The sequence below is a fragment of the Kitasatospora sp. NPDC101155 genome (genome assembly GCF_044768305.1).
Lineage (GTDB): Bacteria > Actinomycetota > Actinomycetes > Streptomycetales > Streptomycetaceae > Kitasatospora.
Map to the genome: position 1 here is coordinate 34145 of NZ_JBIWPN010000024.1, position 18530 is coordinate 52674.

At 72.9% G+C, this 18530-nt stretch carries 15 protein-coding genes; 2 read left to right on the forward strand and 13 right to left on the reverse strand.

Annotated features, from left to right (window positions below; translation table 11 throughout):
* Positions 1 to 130: 130 nt before the first annotated feature.
* Together ACIRYZ_RS29300 and galT are read right to left on the reverse strand one after the other, a co-directional pair.
* Positions 131 to 2233 carry an NEW3 domain-containing protein gene (locus ACIRYZ_RS29300; protein ID WP_402949800.1) on the reverse strand — a complete coding sequence of 701 codons (2103 nt, stop codon included), beginning with the start codon at positions 2231 to 2233 and terminating at the stop codon, positions 131 to 133.
* 274 nt (positions 2234 to 2507) lie between these two features.
* On the reverse strand, positions 2508 to 3611 hold the full coding sequence (galT, locus tag ACIRYZ_RS29305; protein WP_402949802.1) for a galactose-1-phosphate uridylyltransferase: 1104 nt from the start codon (positions 3609 to 3611) through the stop codon (positions 2508 to 2510).
* A gap of 261 nt (positions 3612 to 3872) precedes the next feature.
* Here galT and galK point away from each other — a divergent pair, with 261 nt between their 5' ends.
* Entirely contained in the window at positions 3873 to 5018 is a 1146-nt protein-coding gene (gene galK / locus ACIRYZ_RS29310; RefSeq protein WP_402949805.1) for a galactokinase, read from the forward strand.
* 13 nt (positions 5019 to 5031) lie between these two features.
* Here galK and ACIRYZ_RS29315 read toward each other — a convergent pair whose 3' ends face one another.
* The 8 genes from ACIRYZ_RS29315 to ACIRYZ_RS29350 all read right to left on the reverse strand — a co-directional run bounded on the left by ACIRYZ_RS29315 (position 5032) and on the right by ACIRYZ_RS29350 (position 14764).
* Positions 5032 to 5838: a DeoR/GlpR family DNA-binding transcription regulator gene (locus ACIRYZ_RS29315; RefSeq protein WP_402949808.1), complete on the reverse strand. Its 807-nt coding sequence runs from the start codon at positions 5836 to 5838 to the stop codon at positions 5032 to 5034.
* Between the two features lie 277 nt (positions 5839 to 6115).
* Positions 6116 to 7156, reverse strand: a complete 1041-nt coding sequence (locus ACIRYZ_RS29320) for an ABC transporter permease (RefSeq protein WP_393029074.1) — start codon at positions 7154 to 7156, stop codon at positions 6116 to 6118.
* Positions 7153 to 8727 carry a sugar ABC transporter ATP-binding protein gene (locus tag ACIRYZ_RS29325; protein WP_402949811.1) on the reverse strand — a complete coding sequence of 525 codons (1575 nt, stop codon included), beginning with the start codon at positions 8725 to 8727 and terminating at the stop codon, positions 7153 to 7155. Before ACIRYZ_RS29325 ends, ACIRYZ_RS29320 begins: the two co-directional genes overlap by 4 nt.
* Positions 8728 to 8837: 110 nt before the next feature.
* Positions 8838 to 9887 carry a substrate-binding domain-containing protein gene (locus ACIRYZ_RS29330; RefSeq protein WP_402949813.1) on the reverse strand — a complete coding sequence of 350 codons (1050 nt, stop codon included), beginning with the start codon at positions 9885 to 9887 and terminating at the stop codon, positions 8838 to 8840.
* 485 nt (positions 9888 to 10372) lie between these two features.
* Entirely contained in the window at positions 10373 to 11398 is a 1026-nt protein-coding gene (locus tag ACIRYZ_RS29335; protein WP_402949816.1) for a 6-phosphofructokinase, read from the reverse strand.
* Between the two features lie 350 nt (positions 11399 to 11748).
* Positions 11749 to 12477 carry a type 1 glutamine amidotransferase gene (locus tag ACIRYZ_RS29340; RefSeq protein ID WP_393029065.1) on the reverse strand — a complete coding sequence of 243 codons (729 nt, stop codon included), beginning with the start codon at positions 12475 to 12477 and terminating at the stop codon, positions 11749 to 11751.
* A 46-nt stretch (positions 12478 to 12523) separates the two neighbouring features.
* Positions 12524 to 13786: a MurT ligase domain-containing protein gene (locus ACIRYZ_RS29345; protein WP_393029062.1), complete on the reverse strand. Its 1263-nt coding sequence runs from the start codon at positions 13784 to 13786 to the stop codon at positions 12524 to 12526.
* A gap of 261 nt (positions 13787 to 14047) precedes the next feature.
* A complete protein-coding gene (locus tag ACIRYZ_RS29350; RefSeq protein WP_402949820.1) occupies positions 14048 to 14764 on the reverse strand; it encodes a GNAT family N-acetyltransferase in 717 nt (238 codons plus the stop codon).
* A gap of 269 nt (positions 14765 to 15033) precedes the next feature.
* On the opposite strand from ACIRYZ_RS29350, the gene ACIRYZ_RS29355 reads away from it, so the two are divergent.
* Positions 15034 to 15267 carry a hypothetical protein gene (locus ACIRYZ_RS29355; protein WP_402949823.1) on the forward strand — a complete coding sequence of 78 codons (234 nt, stop codon included), beginning with the start codon at positions 15034 to 15036 and terminating at the stop codon, positions 15265 to 15267.
* A 68-nt stretch (positions 15268 to 15335) separates the two neighbouring features.
* Here ACIRYZ_RS29355 and ACIRYZ_RS29360 read toward each other — a convergent pair whose 3' ends face one another.
* The 3 genes from ACIRYZ_RS29360 to ACIRYZ_RS29370 form a co-directional block, all read right to left on the reverse strand.
* Positions 15336 to 15761 carry a hypothetical protein gene (locus tag ACIRYZ_RS29360; RefSeq protein ID WP_402949826.1) on the reverse strand — a complete coding sequence of 142 codons (426 nt, stop codon included), beginning with the start codon at positions 15759 to 15761 and terminating at the stop codon, positions 15336 to 15338.
* A gap of 77 nt (positions 15762 to 15838) precedes the next feature.
* Positions 15839 to 17263 carry a pyridoxal phosphate-dependent decarboxylase family protein gene (locus ACIRYZ_RS29365; RefSeq protein ID WP_402949829.1) on the reverse strand — a complete coding sequence of 475 codons (1425 nt, stop codon included), beginning with the start codon at positions 17261 to 17263 and terminating at the stop codon, positions 15839 to 15841.
* 138 nt (positions 17264 to 17401) lie between these two features.
* Positions 17402 to 18511, reverse strand: coding sequence for a hypothetical protein (locus ACIRYZ_RS29370; protein WP_402949832.1), 1110 nt, complete (start codon positions 18509 to 18511; stop codon positions 17402 to 17404).
* Positions 18512 to 18530 lie beyond the last annotated feature (19 nt).

Consider the following 18530-nt stretch of genomic DNA (forward strand, 5'->3'; position numbering starts at 1 on the left):
GCCACCCGCCTCCCGGCGGCGGTTCGCCTCTTCCGTCACGGCTCGCCCCGGTCGGCACGGCGAAGGGCCCCGGCCGGTCGATGTCGACCGGCCGGGGCCCGGGTGTCGCTACTCGTCGCCGCTCAGCCGCTCAGCTCTGGGTGAAGCCCGTGAAATCGGCCTCGCCACTGGTGCCCGTGCTGTGCGAGGTGGTGAACAGCCCGACGTCCTGGAGGGCGGCCGCTCCCGGGACGGTGGCCTGGCCGACCTTCGTCCAGGTGCTCCCGTCGGTGGAGTAGTAGCCGGTGTACGTCGAGCCGTCGCGCACCAGCTTCAGCCAGCTCGGATAGCTCGCGGACCCCGAACCCTGGTTCGCCGGGGCGCTGTTGGAGTCCAGCTTGCCGTCGCCGTCGCTGTCCCACTGAAGCACGTAGCCCTTGCCCGGTGCCTCGGCGAGGATGAGGTACCCGGTCGACCGGCCCGGCTCGGTGATGTCGTTGCGCACCATGATCCCGGCCTTGGCCCAGTCGCTGGTCGGCGCCTGCGCGGTGAGCTTCACGACCGTGGTGGAGCCGTCGTGTTCGGCGCCCGGCCGGTAGACGGCGCTGTACTCGTCGACGTCGTAGTAGAGGTCGGCGCCCGCGCCGTCGATGGCGAAGGTCCCGTCCTGCGCGCCGAAGACGGCGGTGGTGTCGGTGAAGGTCCGGTACGGCGCCTGCACGGGTGCGGCCAGGACGACCGGCGTGGGCGCGGCGACGCTCTGCGGGCCGCCCGGCCCGTGCGCGGTGGCGGTGCCGGTGAGGGTGGCCCGGGTGATCGGCGTCGGCAGCTTCGCCGGGACGGTCACGCGGAACGTGGCCTCCGCGTGGCCGCCGGCCGGCACGTGCCCGACCCGGGTCCCCGACAGGGGCGCGACCGTCCATCCGGCCGGGACGTCGAGTCCGAGCACGACGTCGTTCGCGGACTGGGCGCCGTTGTTGGTGAAGGCCGTGGTGACCGTGGCCGAGCCGCCCGGAGTGAGGTCGGGCACCTTGGTGTCGAGGACGAGGTCCGGGTGGTGCCCGCCCGGGTGGTCGGTCGGGGTGACCCGGTACATGACGGCGCCGTGGCCCGGCACGGTGGAGCTGATCGTCCCGGAGGTCTCGCCGTCGGTGTGCTCCCACAGGTCCCGCAGGAGGTACCCCTTGGCCTGCGGCAGGCCGACCGTGGCCGCGGTGGTCGAGATCACCGTGGGCTGGGTGTTCTCGTTGAACAGCGTGACGGCGACGCTGCCGTCGGCGAGCGGCTTGGCCAGGACGTCCAGGCCCGCGGCCATGCTCACCGGCCGTCCCTGCTTGCCGAGCCGGTCCTGGTCGACGGCGATGACCTCGGTGTTGCCGTAGATCGCGAGGGTGTCGGCGCTCGCCTTGCGCAGATCGGTGCCGGCGATCAACGGGGCCGCCATCTCCGACCAGAGCGAGAAGTGGGCGCGGTCCTCGGTCGCCGTCATGCCGTTGCCGACCTCCAGCATGTCCGGGTCGTTCCAGCCGCCCGGCCCCGCGGCGTCGGCGAGCTTGGCGTTCGCGTGGAAGATGTCCAGCATCCGGCCGAACGAGGCGTCGATGTCCCCCGTGGTGCGCCAGAGTTGGCCGACCGTGCCACCCCAGGTCCACACGCTGTCCAGACCCCAGTTGCAGAGGCTGTAGACGATCGGGCGGCCGGCCTTCGCCAGGGCGTCGCCCATCGCGCGGTAGCGCTGCTGGGACGGTATGCCTTGGTTGTAGCAGTTGTCGTACTTGAGGTAGTCGACGCCCCAGGAGGCGAAGGAGCTCGCGTCCTGCTGCTCGTGGCCGAGGCTGCCGGGGAAGCCCGCGCAGGTCAGCGTGCCGGCGCTCTCGTAGATGCCGAGCTTGAGGCCCTTGGCGTGCACGTAGGCGGCCACGCCGGTGATCCCGTGGGGGAATTTGACCGGGTCGGGGACGAGCCTCCCCTCGGCGTCGCGGGCCTTGCCCATCCAGCAGTCGTCGATGTTGACGTACTGGTAGCCCGCGGCCCGGAGGCCGGAGGAGACCAGCTTGTCGGCGGTCTGCTCGACCAGCTGCTCGTCGACGTCGCAGCCGAACGCGTTCCAGTCGTTCCAGCCCATCGGCGGGGTGGGGACCAGTACGGCGCCGGACGAGTCGGCGGCTGCGGCGGGGGTACTGGCGAGGGGGACAGCGGCGAGCGGCACCGCTGCCAGCGAGGCCGCGAGTAACGCGGCCCACGTCTTGCGCATCGTGTCTCCTGGGTCCGGAGGGGGTTGCGGACGGTGGTGCAGGAACTGGCACCCTGCGCAGGGCGGGGGAAAGCGAACCAAACCAAACAGAGATAGTCAATACTCAACGCAATCAGACGTATATCAACGTGCTGTGGGGTCCCGGTCATCGAGCGGCTGGAAGGTGCCGCCCACGCCGACGGAGCCATGCCGACGGAAGCGCATGCCGACGGAGCCCACGGCGTCGGTGGTCACGACGCGGTGGGCTCCGGCGGTGCCGTGGGCGGGGTCCGGGTCAGCCGAGCGCGGCGTCCCGGAGTCGGGCGGCGGCCTGCTCCGGGCTCACATCGGTGACGAAGGCGTCCAGACCGGATTCCACGCCGGCCAGGTACTTGAGCTTGCCGGGCGCCCGTCGGATGGTGAACAGCTCCAGGTGGAGCGCGAGTTCGTCGCCGCCGGTGTCGGGCGCCTGGTGCCAGGCCGAGATGTACGGGGTCCGGTTGGGTGCCGCGCCGGGCGCGGCGGGGAACAGCGCGTCGAAGCGGCGCAGCAGGTCCAGGTAGAGGCCGGGGAACTCGGCGCGCTCGGCCTCGGTGAGCGCGGTGAGGTCGCGCACCCGCCGGTGGGGGTAGAGGTGGACCTCGTAGGGCCAGCGGGCGGCGAACGGGACGAAGGCGGTCCAGTGCCCGCCTTGGAGCACCAGCCGCTCGGGGGAGTTCCGTTCGGCGGCGAGCAGGTCCTCGAAGAGGTTCCGGCCGGTGCGGGCCCGGTGCGCCTCGGCCCGGGCGATCATCCGGGCGGTGCGGGAGGGGACGAAGGGGAAGGCGTAGATCTGGCCGTGCGGGTGAGCGAGCGTGACCCCGATCTCCTCGCCGCGGTTCTCGAAGCAGTACACCTGCCGCACGCCGGGCAGGGCGGACAGTTCCGCCGTGCGGTCCGTCCAGGCGTCCAGCACGAGGCGTGCCCCGGGCTCGTCCAGGTCGGCGAAGGAGGCGTCGTGGTCGGAGGTGAAGCAGACCACCTCGCAGCGGCCGTTGCCGGGCCGGAGGGTGTGCAGGGGCGCGTCCTGGGCCGCGACGTGCTCGGCGGAGCCGGTGGCGAGCGAGGGGAAGCGGTTCTCGAACACCGCGACCTCGTAGTCGGCGGCCGGAATCTCGCTGAGCCGCCCGTCCCGGGAGGGGCACAGCGGGCACTCGCCGGCCGGCGGGTGGTAGGTGCGCTGCTGACGGTGCGCCGCCACCGTCACCCACTCGCCGAGCACCGGGTCGAGCCGGATCTCGGAGAGGCTCGCGGTCGGCCCGAGCGGCCGTTCGTCCGGGACATCGCGGAGCGCACCGGGCTCCTGGTCGAAGTAGACGAGTTCGCGGCCGTCGGCCAACGTGGTGGCGGTTCTGTGCACCGCTGTACTCCTTACGCGTGGGACGTCGCCCCGGCAGTTTTCGAGCTCCAACAGATTCAAACAGAGACGATCGCTTGTCAACAGCCATTGTTGCTGGTGACGGGTGTTCCGGACTGCCAACTCGACCCGACTGAACATGGCCATCGCGGGTGTTGACCCTAAGGGCAGTGGTGTTTGATTATGTCGGAATTCACTCCCGCTCGCTGATGGACACTGCCGGCGGGAACCAACCCCGCTCGCACCAGGCATGGAGCTGAACAGATGATCGACGAGGCCGCCACCGACTTCGAGGCCGTCCACGGGGCACGGCCGAGCGGCGTTTGGGCCGCTCCGGGCCGGGTGAACCTGATCGGCGAGCACACCGACTACAACGACGGCTTCGTCCTGCCGATCGCCCTACCGCACACCACCCGGGTCACCGCCCGCCGCCGCGAGGACGGACGGCTGCGGCTGTACAGCGCCCAGGGCGACGGCACGGTCACCGACCTCGCGCTGGACGGCCTGGCACCCGGCGTCGTCGCCAGCTGGGCCGGCTACCCGGCCGGGGTCTTCTGGGCGCTCGCCGAGGCGGGGCACCCCGTCGGCGGCGCCGACCTGCTCGTCGACAGCGACGTGCCCGCCGGCGCCGGTCTCTCCTCCTCGGCCGCCCTGGAGTGCGCCACGGCCGCGGCCCTGAACGACCTGTACGACCTCGGCCTGACCGCGCCGGAACTCGCCCTGCTCGCCCAGCGGGCCGAGAACGCCTTCGTCGGCGTGCCCTGCGGTGTGATGGACCAGATGGCCTCCGCCTGCTGCACGGACGGCACCGCGCTGTTCCTGGACACCCGGACGCTGGAGCAGCGGCACGTCCCGTTCGACCTCGCGGCGGCCGGCCTGCGGCTGCTGGTGATCGACACCCGGGTCAAGCACGACCTCGGCGACGGCGCCTACGCGGCCCTGCGAGCCGGCTGCGAGCGCGCCGCCGGCCTGCTCGGGCTGCCCGCGCTGCGCGACCTCCCGGCCGCCGCCCTGGCCCCGGCCCTGGACCGGCTGCCCGAGGAGCTCCGGCCGCTGGTACGGCACGTGGTGACCGAGAACGGGCGCGTGCTGGAGACGGTCGAGTACCTGGGCCACGGTGAGATCGCCGCGCTGGGGCCGATCCTGACGGCCGGACACGCCTCGCTGCGCGACGACTTCCGGGTCTCCTGCCAGGAGACGGACCTCGCGGTGGAGGCCGCCGTCGCGGCCGGGGCGCTGGGTGCCCGGATGACCGGCGGGGGCTTCGGCGGGTCGGTCGTCGCCCTGGTCGAGGCCGCGCGCGTGGCGGGGGTGTCGGAGGCGGTCGAGGCGGCCTTCCGCTCGGCGGGCTTCGCCGCACCGGTGACCTTCACCGCCGTGCCCTCGGCGGGCGCCCGGCGGGTGGGCTGACCCGGCCGACCGCTCAGCCGGCAGCCGGGACGACGACGAGCTCGCCGACCGCCTCGGCGATCACCTCGCGGGCGGTCGCCGGGAGGGCGTCGTCGGTGACGAAGCAGTCGACCTCCGCCAGAGTCGCGAAGCTGCTCAGCCCGACCACGCCCCACTTGGTGTGGTCCGCGACCACGACGGTGCGGCGCGCCGAGGCGATCAGGGCCCGATTGGTCTGCGCCTCGGCCAGGTTGGGCGTGGTGAGGCCGGCCTGCTCGCTGACCCCGTGCACGCCGAGGATCAGCAGGTCCACGTGCAGCGAATGGATCGTCTGGTCGGCCAGCGCCCCCACCAGGGCCGCCGAGCGGGTGGGGGACCCACCGGTCAACAGCAGCGACGGGACGGTCTCCTTCCCGTCGCTCCCGGCTGCCCACAGCAGGTCCGCGATCCGCAGCGAGTTGGTCACCACCGTCAGCTCCGGGACCTCCAGCAGCCGGGCGGCGACCGCGTAGGTCGTGGTTCCGGCCGAGAGGGCCACCACGCTGCCCGGCTCCACCAGCTTCACCGCGGCGTCCGCGAGCGCGGCCTTGGTGCCCTCCTCCAGCGCGGACTTGGCGTCGAAGCCGGGTTCGAAGGTGCTCGCCGTCCCGGTCGCGACCGCCCCGCCGTGCACCTTCTCCACGGCGCCCTGGCGAGCCAGCGCGTCGAGGTCCCGGCGGATGGTCATGTCGGACACGCCGAACTGCTCGACCAGCTCGGCGACCCGGACCGCGCCGGCCCGGCGGATCGCCTCCAGGATCAGCGCCTGGCGCTGGGCGGCGAGCAACGTCTGGTCAGCCACGGAGGACCTTTCGATCGAACGAGCACGTGCGGCTTGTGCGTTCTCGTGGGCGACCGGGAACGCGGCTGGGTCCTGCGGGAGCCATTATCCCAGGACCGGCGGTCCACCTGTCTCCCCGGTACCCCGGTACCCCGTCGGCGAAAGGAGCCGCCGGTGCCCCAGGCGCTCGCGGCACCGGCGGTCCGGTGGCGGTCCGGTGGCGGTCCGGCCGACCTTCACGGCCGGCCGCCGCAGTCGGGCCCGACCGCGGCAGCCGGCAGCCGGCAGGCGTCAGGCGTCAGGCGGGCAGGCCGACCGCGCGTTCGCGGTTGCGGCGCTGCTGGATGACGACGGCGGCGACCAGCAGGGTGCCCTGGGCGACGTTCTGCCAGAAGGCGTTGATGCCCTGGACGGTGAGGCCGTTCTGCAGTGCGCCGAGCAGCGCGACGGCGAGCAGGGTGCCGCCGATGCCGCCCTTGCCGCCCTTGAGGGCGCAGCCGCCGAGGGCGGCCGCGGTGATCGACTGCAGCTCCAGGCCCTCGCTGCCGGAGACGGGCTGGCCGCTGCCGGTGCGGGCGGTGAGCAGCACGCCCGCGAGGGCGGCGACGGTGCCGGAGAGGGCGTAGGCGGCGATCAGGTACTTGTTGAGGTTGATGCCGGCCAGGCGGGCGGCGGTGTCGTTGCCGCCGATGGCGTAGATGTTGCGGCCGATGTCGGTGTACGTGAGCAGGGCGTGCACGGCGACGGCGGTGAGGATCAGCAGCCAGACCATGGTGGGCAGGCCGGCGATCTTCCCTCGGCTGAGGAAGACGAAGACCGGGTCGTTGAGCACGTAGCCCTGGGCCCGGCCGTCCGAGACGAGCTGGGCGACGCCCTTGTAGGCGGCCAGTCCGGCGAGGGTGGCGATGGTGGGGTTGACCCGGCCGTAGACGATGACCACGCCGTTGAACAGGCCGATGCCGGCGCCGATGGCGAGGGCGGCGCCGATCCCGAGGTAGGGGTTGGCGCCGGTGGAGGTGAAGACCATGGCGCTGGTGACGGAGGCCAGGCCGGCCTGGGAGCCGACCGAGATGTCGAGGCCGCCGCAGATGATCACGACGGTCTGGACGACGGCCAGCAGGCCGGAGATGGTGGCGGCCTCGGCGATGACCTGGATGTTGTCCCAGCCGACGAAGTTCGGGTTGAGCCAGCCGAACAGGGCGACGACGGCCACGAGGGCGCCGATCAGGCTGAGGTTCTGGCCGCCGACCGCGGCGAGCAGGGCGCGCGGGCCACCGGACCGGGCGGGCAGGGCTCCGGCGTCCGGCACCGGGGCGGTCGGGGGCGTGACGGTGGTCATCGGGTCTCTCCGGTCTGGGCAGGGGTGGTGGTGGCGAGGTCGTCGGCCATGGCGAGGGCGAGGACGGCCTCTTCCGTCGCCTGCTCGCGGGTGAGCTCGCCGGTGGTGCGGCCGTTCTGCATCACCACGACCCGGTCGGCGAGGCCGAGCACTTCAGGCAGTTCGGAGGAGATGACCAGGACGGCGGTGCCCTCGCGGGCGAGGTCGGCGATGATCTGGTAGATCTCGGCCTTGGCGCCGATGTCGACGCCGCGGGTGGGTTCGTCGAGGATCAGCAGGTCGGGCCTGCGGGCGAGCCAGCGGGCCAGGACGACCTTCTGCTGGTTGCCGCCGGACAGGGTGCGGACCTCCGCCTCGACGGAGGGCGCGCGGACCCGCAGCCGGTCGGCGTACTCCTGGGCGAGGTCCTTCTCCTGCCGGCGCTTGACGAACCGCCACCGGCTGAGTCGGCGCAGGCTGACCAGCGAGGTGTTGTCCCGGATCGTGCGCTGGAGGAACAGCGCCTGGGCCTTGCGCTCCTCGGGGGCCAGGCCGATGCCGGCGGCGATGGCGGCGCGGGGGTTCCTCAGTCGCAGGACTTCGCCGTTGAGGGCCACCGTGCCGGAGCGGATCGGGACGTCGCCGGCCAGGGCGAGGGCGAGTTCGGAGCGTCCGGCGCCGATCAGGCCGGCCAGCGCGACGACCTCGCCGGCCCGGACCTGCAGACTGATGCCGCGCACGTCGTCGGTGGTGACGTCGTCGACGTCCAGGACGACGCGGTCGGTGGCGACCTGCTGGCGGACGAACAGCGAGGACAGGTCGCGGCCGACCATGAGCCGGACGAGCTCGCTCTCGCTGGTGGTGGCGGCCTGGACCACGCCGGCCACCCGGCCGTCACGCAGCACGGCGATGCGGTCGGCGAGCTGGAAGATCTCCTTCATCCGGTGGGAGACGTAGATGACCGCGATGCCCTCGTCGCGCAGGCGTCCGATCAGGGCGAACAGGGCCTCGACCTCGTGCTCGGAGAGCGAGGAGGTGGGCTCGTCGAAGGCGATCGCGCGCGGCGGGACCGCGCCGGTCAGGGCCCGCATGATCTCGACCAACTGGCGTTGGGCGGCAGTGAGTTCGGAGCCGAGGAGGTCGGGGTCCAGGACCTTGTCGAAGCCGAGGCGCCGCAGGTCGGCGACGATCCGGCGGCGCAGCCCGGTGCGGTCCAGGCAGCGCAGCCGGGTGCGGGGCAGCGAGCCGGCGTAGACGTTCTCGGCGACCGGGACGTGCGGGATGATCTCGGGTTCCTGCGGGATGATCCGGATCCCGGCGCGGCGGGCGTCCTGCGGGGAGTGCAGGTCCAGGGCCCGGCCGTCCAGCAGGACGCGTCCGTCGGTGGGGCGGTGGTCGCCGGTGAGGATGCGCAGCAGGGTCGACTTGCCGGCGCCGTTCTCGCCCATCAGGGCGGTGACCTGGCCGGGCGGGAAGGTGAGGGTGGCGTCCGTCAGCGCCTGGACGGTGCCGAAGCGCTTGGACACCCCCTCGGCGCTCAGGCCGGCGGAGCCGTCCGGTGGCGGGAGGGGCGAGGAATCAGGTGGGGTCATCGGGGCCTCGTTGGCGGTGCGGTACGGACGGTCTTCGGGAGCGTCAGGGGTGCGGCGGGGCCGGCGGCGGCCTGCCGCACCGCCGGCTCGGCGCGACGCCGGGTGCGGCGTCAGCTGCAGGACACGCCCGCGGACTGCCAGGTCGCGGCGTCGACCATCTTGGTCGGGGCGAAGGCCTCCTTGGGGAAGTCCTTGCCGTTCTTGAGCTTGTCGAACATCGTCTGCACCGACAGGGCGCCGACGTCCTTGCCGTTGATGAACAGGGCGGCCTTCATGCCGGAGGGCTTGCCGGAGGCCCAGTCCTTGCACGCCAGGTAGGCGCCCAGACCGACGCCGTCGATGTCGTCGGGGCTGATCCCGGCGTTCTGCAGGGCGGTGACGGCGCCCTGGACGTTCTCGTCGTTGCAGCCCCACGCCACCCAGTGCTTGACGCCGGGGTTGGCGGTGATGGTGGCGGCCACCTTGTCCTGCGCGCCGGTCGGGGTGTTGTCGGTGGCCACGTCGATGCTCTGCACGCCCGGCACGGCCTGGTCGAAGGCGGCCTTGGCGGCCTTGACCCGGTCGCCGCAGACGGTCACGTCCTGCTTCCAGGCGGAGAGGATCCGGGTGTCGGCCGGGTTCCAGCCGGCCTTCTTGAACTCCTCCGCGGCGCGCTGGCCGACCTGCTGACCCATCTGCTGGCCGGAGAAGCCGATCCGGGGCACCAGGTCGCCCGCGGCGCACTGCGCCGGGGAGGGGCCGCTCGCGCAGACCTGGTCGTCGGAGGTGAGCAGGGCGGCCTTGGCGTCTCGGGCCGTCTGGACGACCTGCGGGCCGACCGCCGGGTCCGGGACCACGATGATCAGGCCGTTGCTCTTCTGTGCGATCGCGGCCTGCACCTCGCTGACCGTCTTGTTGGCGTCGTCGCCGAGGTTCACGACCTTCAGGTCGGCGCCCAGTTCGGCCGCCTTGGCCTTGGCGCCCGCGGCCTCGTCCACGAAGTACTGCTGGTCGCCCTGCTTCTGCAGGTAGGTGATCGAGACCTTGCCGGACACCGGGGCCACCGAGGCGTTGGCGCCGGAGGGGGAGGTCTGTCCGGTGGAACAGGCCGTCAGACCGAAGGCGGTGACCAGGCTCAGTGCGGCGAGCGAGGCCAGGCGGCCACGGGGGGAGAGGTGCATGGTGGGGCTCCTGAGGGTGGGGGTCGATCAGCCAGTAGCAACAGAATCAATCAGAAAGCATCGCAATCAAACGCGATGGAGCAAAAGGAAACGCCCGGCTCAGGCCTGAGTCAAGCTCAGGTTTGCCTCTGGGGCGGATTCGAAACCGTCTCGTTATGCCCGCCGGTCCTCGCGGGCGCGCTGCGCACTCCATCGGGCTCCTGGCGGTCGTCCTGGTCAGGAGCGGTCAACGGGGGAGCGCTCGACGGCATCCACCTACCGGTCGATAGGTAGGTAGGTGCTCATGACAGCTTCGGGGAAAGCCGGGGCAGCGTCAATGGTCACGGCACCCAGGCGTGTTGGGTCGCCGTGATGATGTGTGGATCGATGATCCCAGGTTGTTGATTGGTGTTGGAAGTCGGGACGCACGAGACCGGGCGGGGACGCACGCGGGCCCCCGGACCGTCAGGAGCGGTCCGGGGGCCCGAAGTGCGGCGGGCGGACGGTCAGATGACCGTCTCGGCCTCCATGTAGCGGTCCTGGGGGACGGTCTTCAGCTCGGCGACCGCCTCGGCCAGCGGCACCAGGTTGATGTTGGTGCCCTGCAGTGCGGTGATGTGCCCGAAGGCACCCTTGTGGACGGCCTCGACGGCGTGCCAGCCGAACCGGGTGGCGAGCACCCGGTCGTAGGCGGTCGGGGTGCCGCCGCGCTGGGTGTGGCCGAGGATCACCGGACGGGCCTCCTTGCCGAGGCGGTGCTCCAGCTCGCGGGAGAGCTGGGTGGCGATGCCGGTGAAGCGCTCGTGGCCGTAGATGTCCTTGCTGCCCTCCTCCCAGTGCATGGTGCCGGGCTCGGGCTTGGCGCCCTCGGCGCAGACCACGATGGCGAACTTCTTCTGGCGGTCGAAGCGCTCGCGGACGACGGCGGTGAGCTTCTCGATGTGGAACGGGCGTTCCGGGACGACGATGGCGTGGGCGCCGGCCGCCATGCCCGCGTTCAGCGCGATCCAGCCGGTGTGCCGGCCCATGACCTCGACGACCATGACCCGCTGGTGGGACTCGGCGGTGGTCTTCAGCCGGTCCAGCGCCTCGGTGGCGACCGAGACGGCGGTGTCGAAGCCGAAGGTCACGTCGGTGGCGGCGATGTCGTTGTCGATGGTCTTCGGCACGCCGACGATCGGCAGGCCCGCGTCGCTCATCAGCTTGGCGGCCTTCAGGGTGCCCTCGCCGCCGATCGGGATCACCGCGTCCAGGCCGAGGTCGGAGCAGTACTTCTTGGCCCGCTCCACGCCGTCCCGCAGGTGGCTCGGCTGCACCCGGGAGGACCCGAGGATGGTGCCGCCCTGGGCGAGGATGCCGCTCACCGAGTCCAGGGTCAGGGGGCGGTGGTGGCCCTCCAGGAAACCGCGCCAACCGTCCTCGAACCCGATGATCTCGTCGCCGTGGTCGACCACCCCCCGGTGCACCACGGAACGGATCACCGCGTTCAGGCCGGGGCAGTCACCGCCGCTGGTCAGCACTCCGATACGCATTAGCTTTGCAACTCCCGAGCAGAACCGAGGAACGGCCGGACTACAGGCTGGGACGACGAGCCGACACCGTAACGAGGCGCCCCCACGCCGGGATGGCGGGGAGGTGGCCGCGAGGTGAAGGACCGGCCGATCCGGACAGAACGCCCGAAAACGGCCGCGAAGTCGAGCATACGGCCCCTGGTCCGGCCGGGCAGGAGCCGACGCGGGAGCGGCGCCGTCGGCGCCCCCGCGCGGAATTGCAGCCTGCTGCCGAGGAGGGTGTGCAGCCGGCAGCCCCATTGTCGTACGTCCGGGGCCGCCCGTGGGCCGGGTGACCGCATGGCGGGCACCCGGCGGGGCGTACCGGGGTACTACGAGGGGCGCGTCGTGGCGGCGATGCGCTCGGCGCGCAGCGCGTCGTACCAGGTGGTGTCGGCCGGCGGCAGGGCGTTGACGTCCAGTGCCAGCCTGATCAGCATGTCGGCCACGGCGGGGTTACGGGCCAGCACCGGGCCGTGCAGGTAGGTGCCGAAGACGGTGTCCCGCCAGGCGCCCTCGGTGCCGTCGCCGGTGCCGTTGCCCCGGCCGACCGTGACGGTCGCGAAGGGCTGGACGCCCTGGCCGAGGTGGGTCACGCCCTGGTGGTTCTCGAAGCCGGTCAGCTGCGGCAGGCCGAGCTGCGGGTTCACGTCCGCCAGCACGTCGCCGACGCAGCGGGCGCCCTCGCCGCGCGCCGTCCAGACGTCCAGCAGGCCCAGGCCCGGCTCGCGCTCGCCGAGGTCGTTGATGAACTCGTGGCCCATGATCTGGAAACCGGCGCAGACGCCGAAGATGATCGCGCCGTTCTCGGCGGCCCGCACCAGGCCGCTGTCGGCGCGCAGCCGCTCGGCGGCCAGCCGCTGGGGGCGGTCCTCGCCGCCGCCGATCAGGTAGATGTCCCCGCTGGTGGGGATCGCCTGGTCGGAGCGGACGTCGATCCGGGTCACGTTGAGATGGCGCTGGCGGGCCCGGCGCTCCACGACCAGGGCGTTGCCCCGGTCGCCGTAGGTGCTGAGCAGGTCCGGGTAGACCCAGACCACGCGCAGGCTGCTCTCACTCATCCTCGAAGGCCTTCCGTCACGAAAAGACTGGTGTGCGGGCGCGGCATCAGCCGGCCACGACCTTCCGCAGCTGCTGGAAGGCGGTGTAGTTGGCGATGGCCTCGATCCGGCCGGGCGGGGCCATCCGGACGGCCTGCTCCAGGGTGTCCACCACGTGGAACTGCAGCCCGGCGACCTCCAGGCGGACGGCCAGGTCCAGCTTGCGCTGGCCCATCACGAAGATGGGGTGGCCGGCCAGGCGCTCGTAGTCGACGTCCCACAGCCAGGAGGTGTCGGTGCCGTCGGCGTCGAGGGCGTTGACGGAGAGGATCACCGGGGCCGGCGGGCCGTCGATCAGCGAGAAGGTCTCCAGCCAGCCGGCCGGGTTCTTGGCCAGCAGCAGCCTGATGTCCCGGCCCTGGTACTGGACCACGTCGTAGCGGCCGGCCACGGCGGTCACCGAGCGCATCCGCTCCAGCGCGACCTGCGGGGAGACGCCGAACACGGCGGCGACGGCGGCCGAGCTGGTGGCGTTGGCCAGGTTGGCCCGGCCGGGCAGCTGCAGCTGGATCGGCCAGGCGCCGCGCTGCGGGTCGATCACGTGGGTGCCCTGGAGCGCCCAGTGCGGGTTGGGGCGCCGGAAGCCGCAGTCCTGGCAGAACCAGTCGTCGCCGGGGCGCTGCATCACACCGCCGCACGCGGGGCAGGACCAGGCGTCCTCCTTCCAGGCCTGTCCGGCGGCCACCCAGACCACCTTCTTGCAGGAGGAGGCGGCCCAGGTCACCAGCGGGTCGTCGGCGTTGGCGATGACCACGGCCTCGGTGTCCTGCAGGCCCTCGCGCCACTTCTCCGCCATCATGCGGGTCTCGGCGGCGCGGTCGAGCTGGTCGCGGGAGAGGTTGAGCAGGGCGATCGCCTTGGGGCGGGTGTCGCGGGCGACGGTCGCCAGGTACTTCTCGTCGACCTCGATCACGCCGAAGCGGGCCTCGCTGCCGCCGGCCAGGGCGGAGGTGATGCCGGCCGGCATGTTGGCGCCCAGGGCGTTGGAGACCACCGGGCCGGCGGCGCGCAGCGCCTCGGCGATCAGGCGGGTGGTAGTGGTCTTGCCGTTGGTCGCGCTGACCAGGACGACGTCCAGGTGGTCGGCGAGGGTGGCGAGCAGATCGGGGTCGAGCCTGAGGGCGACCTTGCCGCCGATCACCGAGCCGCTTCCGCGTCCGGCCTTGCGCGACACGGCGGCGGCGACCCGACCGGCCGTGACCGCGATCTTGGCGCGGGCCGGCAGCGAGGCGTCGCGTGCGCCTGTGGGCTCCGATTCGGTGCCTGCCATGCTCAGTGGTTCCTCCTTGCTGCGGCACCACCCGTGGCCGGATAACAGGCCGTCGGGCGGCGGGGACGGGGTCAGCCTACCGACTCCGTCGACCGACCGGACGACCCGGACCCCGCGCCGCCTGCTGCGACACGGGCGCGGGGGCCGCTGACGGTCCGTCAAGGAGGGCGGTGTACGGAGGGACCCTTCGTTCCCGGGGGGACGCTCCGCGGCTGTCGCCGGGTTCCCGGGACGCTTGGTAAGGATGTAGTGAAGAAATGATCAGCAGCCCGGCGTGCGGGCCGGTGCGGGGGCGGTTCCGGCGGCCAGGGTGGCGGTGATCACCAGGGTGCCGTCCTCGGCGCGGAAGTCCAGCGGCGCGGCCAGCCGGCGCATCGCGGCGATCAGCGCGGCGTTCGCGGCCTGGGTCACCGCGTACACCGTCCCGATCCCGGCCGCCCGGGCCGCCGCGGTCAGCCGCCGCAGCAGGGCCAGGCCCAGTCCGTGCCGCTGCCAGGCGTCCTCGACCAGCACGGCGAGCTCCGCCTCGCCGTCGTCCCACATCAGGTGCCCGAGGGCGAGCAACCGCCCGTCGGGGGCGGTCACGGCGAGGCTGCGGCCGTGCCGGGCGTCCAGCAGGTGGTCCAGGTAGCGGCCGGCGTCGCGGACCGGCCCGTGGTAGCGCAGCCGCAGTGCGGTGGGGGAGCAGCGGCCGTGCATCGCGAGGGCCGCCGCCTTGTCGGCCGGCCCGGCGGGGCGCAACTGCAGCTCGGTCCCGTCCGGCAGGGACAGCCGGGACACCTCCTCCGCGGCCTGGGCGCTCGAACGGGCCGGGGTGTCCGGACGGGCCGGCGCCGGGTGCGGGCGGGCCTGCCGGTACGGGCCGCCGGTGAGCGCGGGCAGCCGGGCGGCCTGGCCGTCGGGCGCCGCGCACCTGCGGTCGGACCTGCGGAAAGGCCGGTGCCAGAGCCGTTCGGAACCAGTGCGTGATGCCGTCATGGAGGCGACGCTACCGACGGCGCGCTTCCGGCCGGTTACGTGATCGTGAACGCACTGATGCCCGGGGCGCAGGCGGCCCCCGGGCCGGGACGGTCCCGTCAGAGGTCCGGACCGGCGCCTCATGCGGTCGGGACGGAGCGACCGCGCACCGACCGCGCACTGACCGGACACGCTCACGGACGGCCCAGGATCCGTGATCGCGGGAGCCCCTTCGGATAGGGATGGCTCGGCTTTCCGCCGAACCCACCTCGACCCGAAGGGGCTCTGCCGTGTTCACCAGGAACTCCGCACTGGCCACCGCCTGTTGCGCCCTGCTGCTGGCCGTACCGCTCGCCCTCGCCCAGTCGGCCGCCGCCGACAGCATCAGCAGTACCAGCAACAACGGTCCCAAGACCCCGGAGGAAGCCGCCACCTGCAAGGCCGTGACCGGCGCCCTGCTCGGGGGCTTCGGCAGCATGCTGGGCAACGCCGTGTGCGTCGTCCAGCCGCCGAGCAACGGCTGAGCCCCGGTCCTCGTCGAACCGGCGGCGGGTGCGTCCTCGGGTGCCCGTCGCCGTCGGTCCCGGTGGTTTCAGCCGATCCGGGTCGGGGTGTCCTCGACGGTGTGGCCGGTGGCGGTGAGCAGGGTGGTGAGGGCGGCGGGGCCCAGGGATCGGGGAGTGCGGAGGAACAGTTCGTCGGTGGTGGGGTGGGGGTGGAGCGAGAGCAGGGTGATCTGGTGGTCGGCGAGGGTGGTGTGGGTGTGGGCCAGGGCGGTGGTGCGCACCCGCCACAGGACGGTCGGGGGAGGGGCGTGCGGTGACCACCAGGCGTGCAGCAGGGCGGCGGCGAGCAGCGCGAGGGCGGAGGTGGCGAGGACGATCGGGCCGTCGGAGCCGTGGAGGACGACCTTCGCGATCAGGTCGGCGGCGGTGACGGAGAGGAAGGCGGCGGCGAGTTCGACGGTGTCACGGCGCCAGCGGCGGGCACGGTGGAAGGAAGGCTTCGAGTGCTCCATGGCCTCCACCGTGCCCGACCGGTGTTTCCCGATCACGACCCCGCCGTGACCTGGCCGTTAAGGTCCGCCCGGCGGTGTTACGGGAGCAGCTCGCAGGCTGCGGCCTTCACCTCGGCGAGGAGCAGGTGCAGGTCCTCCTCGGTGGTCGCGGCGTTGAGCAGGCAGGCGCGGAGCATCTCGTGCTCGCCGAGCCGGGCGCCGGTGACGAAGACCCGTCCGCGCCGCTGGACGGCGAGCGGGAGGTCGCGGTTGAGGGCGTCGCGGGCGGCGGCGTCCCGGCCCGGGGCGCGGTGGCGGAACGCGACGATGGACGTCTGTACCTCGGCGAGCAGCTCCAACTCCTCGTCGGCCTCGACGAGTTCGCCCAGGCGCCGGGCGAGCGCGGTGCAGTGGGCGATGTCCCGGGCGAGGCGGGCGCGGCCGCGGTGGGCGATGGTCGCCCAGACCTTGAGGGCGCGGAACGGGCGGGTCTGCTCGGTGCCGTACTCGGAGAACCAGCCGAGCGAGCCGGCCGCCTCGTCGCGCAGGTAGGACGGGACGAGGCTGAAGGTGCCGCGCAGCTCGTCGGTGTCGCGCACCAGCGCGCAGCCGCAGTCGACCGGGACGCCGAGCCACTTGTGCGGGTCGAGGGCGAGCGAGTCGGCGCGCTCCAGACCGGCGTAGCGGTGGGCGATGGCGGGGTCGAGCCGGCCGAAGGCGCCGTACGCGCCGTCCACGTGCAGCCAGAGCCGCTGCTCCCGGCACAGGTCGGCGATCGGGCCGAAGGCGTCCACCGCGCCGGTGCCGACGGTGCCGGCCGAGGCGACCACCAGGAAGGGCAGCAGTCCGGCGGCGCGGTCGCGCTCGATCGCCGCCCGCAGGTCCGCGGTGTCCAGGCGGCCGTCGGGCCCGGTGGCGACGGTGCGCAGCCGCCTGCTGCCGAGGCCGAGGAGCTCGGCGGCCTTGCGGACGCAGGAGTGGGTCTCGCCGGTGACGTAGCCGACCAGCGGCGGCATCCCGGTCAGGCCGTCCTCGCGGACGTCCCAGCCGGCCTGCCGGGCGGCGCGGTTGCGGGCGGCGGCGAGGCAGACGATGGTCGCCATCGAGGTGCCGGAGGTGAGCAGGCCGCCGCCGGCTGGGTGCGGGAAGCCGACGAGTTCGGCGATCCAGCGGACCACGGCGCGCTCCAGGTGGACGTCGGCGTGGTCGCCGCCGGCCGAGCTGGGGTTCATCGCGGCGGCGGCGAGGGTGGCGAGCACCCCGGCGGGGGCGGGGGCGGAGTTGACCCAGCCGAAGAAGCGCGGGTTGCCGTTGCCCATGGGGTGGGGGAGGACGTCCCGCCCGATGGCGGCCAGCAGCTCGGTGAGCGGCCGGCCCCGGTCGGGCAGCGGGGCGTCGAGCAGCGCTTGCCGGGCGGCCGGGTCCATCGGCTGCCAGACCGGGCGGGCGGGCAGTTCGGCGAGGTAGTCGGAGACGAGCTCGGCGGTGGCGTGGGCGGCGCCGCGGAAGTCCTCGGTGGTCATGGCGTGCTCCAGGAAGGCCGGGGTCGGACTGGGCGAGGCGCGGCTTCCTCGGCGCACCCTGATCAGGCGATGGTCGGGTGATCCTACGCAGAGGGCCCGCGCCGTGTGGCGCGGGCCCTCGTGCCGGGACAGGGTGGGTCAGTCCAGCGAGGTGGACAGTCCGCTCGCGGAGCGGCAGTAGCCCTGCATCTCCTTGTTGCTGATCTTCGCGCAGAGCCGTCCGGCCGCGCCGCCGTCGGTGTAGTTGACCGTGTAGTAGCTGACCAGCCCCTCCGTGCAGGCCTTGCGCTGCCAGCCGTCGGCGGCGGTGGCGCACTGCTGGGCGGCCCAGTCCTCGCGGTCCAGGTTGTACTTCATGGTGCGCGAGCCGACGCCCCGGCTGCAGTCCACGGCCCCGCCGTTGGCCTTGCCGTTGAGGCACCACTTGAGGGCCTCGGCGTAGACCTCGGGGTGGTTCGGGTAGTCGTGCGAGGAGAGGTAGAAGGTCGGGGCGTAGAAGTAACAGGCGGACTGGAACAGCGCCGGCTGGTCCTTGCACGGGTACAGCGGGTCCTGGGCGAGCTTGTCGGCGGGCAGGTTCGCCTTGGCCTGCTCGTCCTCCTCGTCCGGGCCGAAGAGCTGCATGAACAGGCCCTCGGAGCAGCGGATCCGGTTCTGCTCGGTGGTGAACTCGCTGCACAGGCCGCGCGCCTTGGCGACGTCCTGCTTGGCGACGAACATGGTGCCGTGGCCGACGCCGTGGATGCAGGGGCCGGTGTTCTTGGGGGCGCACAGCTTGAGCAGGTCCACCTCGGGCTGGGTGGAGGCGTTGAGCATCTCCTCGACCGCGCCGTGCAGGTAGCCGGCCGCGCAGGTCTCGTGCGGGAAGGAGATGACCTTCTGGAAGTCCTCGTGGTAGCGCTTGACCGCCGCGTGGCCGAGTTCGTGCGCGACCGGGTGGCAGAAGCGCACGGTGTACGGCTTCTCCTTGGTGATCCGGTCGAGGTCGGCGAGGGCGACGCCGGGGTCGGTGGCGTCCATCTCGGCCATCAGCTTGTTGCGCAGCGTCGAGCGGGTCCACACCGCCGGGTCGCCGGTCGGGGTGGCGCTCGCGGTGCCCGCCACGGCCGGCTGGGCGCCGGGGGCGGTGCCGGCGACGGCCGGGGCCTCGCCGGCCGCCGCGGGCGACCAGTCGGTGACGGCCACCGAGCCGAGGCCCAGGACGCCCAGGAGCACGGCGGTGAGAATCGCGAATACTCGCGGCTGCATGACGGGATCCCCCGGCGGA

Bases quoted from the DNA above. Each gene is read 5' to 3' on its own strand.
- ACIRYZ_RS29300 (WP_402949800.1), bottom strand. From the start codon at position 2,233: ATGCGCAAGACGTGGGCCGCGTTACTCGCGGCCTCGCTGGCAGCGGTG.
- ACIRYZ_RS29360 (WP_402949826.1), bottom strand. From the start codon at position 15,761: ATGGAGCACTCGAAGCCTTCCTTCCACCGTGCCCGCCGCTGGCGCCGT.
- ACIRYZ_RS29320 (WP_393029074.1), bottom strand. From the start codon at position 7,156: ATGACCACCGTCACGCCCCCGACCGCCCCGGTGCCGGACGCCGGAGCC.
- ACIRYZ_RS29340 (WP_393029065.1), bottom strand. From the start codon at position 12,477: ATGAGTGAGAGCAGCCTGCGCGTGGTCTGGGTCTACCCGGACCTGCTC.
- ACIRYZ_RS29330 (WP_402949813.1), bottom strand. From the start codon at position 9,887: ATGCACCTCTCCCCCCGTGGCCGCCTGGCCTCGCTCGCCGCACTGAGC.
- ACIRYZ_RS29370 (WP_402949832.1), bottom strand. From the start codon at position 18,511: ATGCAGCCGCGAGTATTCGCGATTCTCACCGCCGTGCTCCTGGGCGTC.
- ACIRYZ_RS29335 (WP_402949816.1), bottom strand. From the start codon at position 11,398: ATGCGTATCGGAGTGCTGACCAGCGGCGGTGACTGCCCCGGCCTGAAC.
- galK (WP_402949805.1), top strand. From the start codon at position 3,873: ATGATCGACGAGGCCGCCACCGACTTCGAGGCCGTCCACGGGGCACGG.
- ACIRYZ_RS29345 (WP_393029062.1), bottom strand. From the start codon at position 13,786: ATGGCAGGCACCGAATCGGAGCCCACAGGCGCACGCGACGCCTCGCTG.
- ACIRYZ_RS29350 (WP_402949820.1), bottom strand. From the start codon at position 14,764: ATGACGGCATCACGCACTGGTTCCGAACGGCTCTGGCACCGGCCTTTC.
- ACIRYZ_RS29325 (WP_402949811.1), bottom strand. From the start codon at position 8,727: ATGACCCCACCTGATTCCTCGCCCCTCCCGCCACCGGACGGCTCCGCC.
- ACIRYZ_RS29365 (WP_402949829.1), bottom strand. From the start codon at position 17,263: ATGACCACCGAGGACTTCCGCGGCGCCGCCCACGCCACCGCCGAGCTC.